The organism is Phormidium pseudopriestleyi FRX01 (assembly GCF_017313335.1).
GTDB lineage: Bacteria > Cyanobacteriota > Cyanobacteriia > Cyanobacteriales > Laspinemataceae > Laspinema > Laspinema pseudopriestleyi.
In genome coordinates this window covers 1-2589 of sequence record NZ_JAFLQW010000634.1, presented here as the reverse complement: position 1 = coordinate 2589, position 2589 = coordinate 1, and the positions used below count along the sequence as shown (strand labels likewise).

The 2589-nt window shown below is 49.0% G+C and carries 2 protein-coding genes; one reads left to right on the top strand and one right to left on the bottom strand.

Annotated elements, in window-relative coordinates; genetic code table 11:
* Positions 1–1010: tRNA dihydrouridine synthase DusB (dusB, locus tag J0895_RS24000; protein ID WP_207090505.1), on the bottom strand; the 1010-nt coding region annotated here is incomplete at its 3' end.
* Between the two features lie 678 nt (positions 1011–1688).
* Here dusB and J0895_RS23995 point away from each other — a divergent pair.
* The gene (locus J0895_RS23995; protein ID WP_207090504.1) at positions 1689–2297 is read left to right on the top strand and encodes a hypothetical protein; all 609 of its coding nucleotides are present in this window, start codon (positions 1689–1691) and stop codon (positions 2295–2297) included.
* The last annotated feature ends 292 nt before the right edge of the window (positions 2298–2589 follow it).

Genomic DNA, 2589 nt, shown 5'->3' with positions numbered 1-2589 from the left:
GTTGTTTGTTGTTGGGCGATCGCGCGATCGATTAACTCGCATCCTTGGGTGACTGACTCCACTCTCGCTAACTGATCCCGGAGTTCTGAAGCACCGTAAAACCCTTTCACATACCAGGTCAAATGCTTTCGCGCCTGTTGGACTCCGCGATCGCCTTTGTACTCCCACAACCCGCGTAAATGCTCCTTCGCACATTCCAATCGCTCAATCGGGGTAGGTGCAGACAACTCCTCCCCAGTTTTCAGAAAATGGTCAATCTCTCCCACTAAAAACGGATAACCCAAAGTTCCCCGGGAACACATCACCCCATCGGCCCCTGTTTCTTCCAAACAGCGCACCGCCATTTCCACCGAAAAAATATCCCCATTCCCAATCACCGGAATCGACAGCACCTCCTTAACTCGTCGAATCCACTCCCACTTGGCACTGCCATGATATCCTTGGTCCCGAGTCCGGCCATGAATAGTAATCATCCCTGCACCAGCATCTTCCATTCCCTTGGCAAAATCCAGGATATTAATCTCCTGATCCGACCACCCAATACGGGTTTTCACCGTCACCGGGACCGATACCGCTTTAACCACTGCACGGACGATCGCCTCGGCAGTTTTAGGGTCCCGTAACAATGAAGAACCCCCGCCATTTTTGGTAATTTTATTCACCGGGCAGCCCATATTAATATCAATAGTATCGGCCCCTTCTGCCACCGCCATCACTGCCGCCTCCGCCAAGAAATCTGGGCGACAGTCAAAGAGTTGAACGCTAATCGGTTGTTCCTTCGGGTCCACTTCCATAATTTGAGGAACTTCCCGCAGATAGCGCAAACTGCTTGCTTGCACCATTTCGGTGTACATCATTGAGTCCGGTGCATAGCGACGCACCAGACGACGAAAGACTAAATCCGTAACCCCGGATAAGGGGGATTGCAAGACGCGACTTTTAACGGTAAGGTGACCAATTTTTAGGGGAGTTGCGAGTTTGTTTTGCAATTCAGGAGAAAGAACGAGCATTTTGTATTTTAGGGGGGATAACCATCAAATTAAGCCGTTCCGGATTACAGCGTTTCCCACAGTTATTCGCGTACATTTTTGGAGTGCGAGCATCTTGCTCGCTCTTGTCAAGAGCGAGCAAGATGCTCGCACTCCTCTAAATATCTGTACCTTATGAGTCCAGGAACCGCTATACACGAAGCGGGGACCAGTTTTACCCGATTCGGTTCGGATCTTACATAGGGCGTCGCCATGCCCGTCTACAGGCTCTAATTATTCCATGCTAGACTAGAAAAGTCGCGTGATTTGGTGCTGGGGTTTGAGAATTTCACGAAACCCATCAAGTGTTGAACGTCAACCCCGGCGATCGCCCCTCTTCCCACCTCTTCCCAGATCCGCAAACTTTTGTCGGAGTCCGCCCTCCTCATCGGTCTTTTTTCCCAAAGATTGAGCGTTTAATCTGCATTCATCATATTTTTTTAGGGTTTTTTTCTCCCCAAATTCAACCCTTCCAGGTCAGAATTCAACCGAAAATTACCGAATTTGTGAAGAAAGGTAAAGCGAAGAAGATGCAAAGAAGGTGTGGAAGAAAAATGCCTATCCAGCGATCCCCTCACCGATTGCGGAACGGAGAGAACCGCTATTGTAGCTAGCGATATCAAAGCAAATCCATCCATGCACTCACCAGGAGCATCATTCATGCTAAATCAACCCCGTGATCTTGAATGTGGAGAATATTCTCAATCTCATCTGGAGTTAGAACTTTTAGAGCTACTGACCCAGACAGAAGTTCCTTACCCTTGGAACCCGACTGCCGTTGAGACTGATGCCTATTTTTCCACCGTAGAAGCTGCTGTTGCGCCCTTGTGGTTGACCGACGAAGCTGACTTCGCACCGATAGCACAAACGGCGATCGCCGCTTTCGAGAGACTGTGGTCCGCAAATCCCTCGGAAACCTCCGCAGTGGAGAAAGTTAGAGCCGCTTTACTACAAAAGTTTGGGACCCAAGTACCGTCTAACTGGTTAGAGGCGATCGCCCAACGCGCTCAAACTCTAACCTCTGGCGAAACCTCGATGGCTCAACGGTTAGTCCAATGTGTCAGCGAACTGCTGCCGCAGTGGACTCCGGAAGATTTGCAGGTTTTAGCCCGACCCTTTGCCTACGCCATGCGAGGCGAATCTCTCGACTCAACCGTAACCATGATGAGCGAGAAAACCTGGTCCAACTTATCCGAGATTGAAAAAGCTCGCTTGAGTTTGGCGATCGCCCGTTATGCCGTATCTGAATTAGAAAATTTTTCGGCATAAATCACCTGGGATGTTATTTTAATATCCTTGCACTCAACTGCACTTCAGTGTCAACACTTTCTGAATGGGATGGCACCCTCATTGTGCCAAGCCGTCCCATTTTTTCAACCCATTGACTGGTTCAGCATCTCAAGAAAGAGTCTTGATCATTGTTGACACTCCCGATGTCTAAAGACACGGGGATTCTTGCACAGCCTTAGACCAAAGCCTAAGTCTGATGGGCACTGCTCATTGTGCCTCTAATAAGTCCGCTCAAATTAGATTTGAACTTTCCCTTTACGTTTAGGTTACG

Excerpts from the sequence above, each read along its gene's own strand:
- J0895_RS23995 (WP_207090504.1), top strand. The coding sequence starts at position 1,689 with ATGCTAAATCAACCCCGTGATCTTGAATGTGGAGAATATTCTCAATCT.